The sequence below is a fragment of the Shewanella sp. N2AIL genome (genome assembly GCF_022690845.1).
Taxonomy (GTDB): domain Bacteria; phylum Pseudomonadota; class Gammaproteobacteria; order Enterobacterales; family Shewanellaceae; genus Shewanella; species Shewanella baltica.
In genome coordinates this window covers 1-255 of sequence record NZ_JALBYT010000125.1, presented here as the reverse complement: position 1 = coordinate 255, position 255 = coordinate 1, and the positions used below count along the sequence as shown (strand labels likewise).

Below are 255 nucleotides of genomic sequence, written 5' to 3'. Positions count from 1 at the left end.
CTAATACCTGGCACGCGAGAGCTGAACACCCTCATTGGTGCGGTCTTAACTTGTATGGTGTTGACGGTGTAGTGTGGCGGACACCCGATAGTGTCCAAAATCAAGCCGCCTTTGCGCGTACCGCAAATGCTTCAGGCGAAGCGGCTTATCCGCAAATTCGCATGGTTTGCTTGATGGAGTTAAGCAGCCATTTGTTGGTCAACAGCGCCTTTGATTCGGTTGCCGAAAATGAAATGAACTTAGCATCTCAGCTCA

The 255-nt window shown here is 50.2% G+C and carries 1 pseudogene; it reads left to right on the top strand.

The features are described from left to right. Nucleotides 1-255, top strand: a pseudogene (locus tag MO387_RS21015) (IS4 family transposase); the annotation flags it as partial.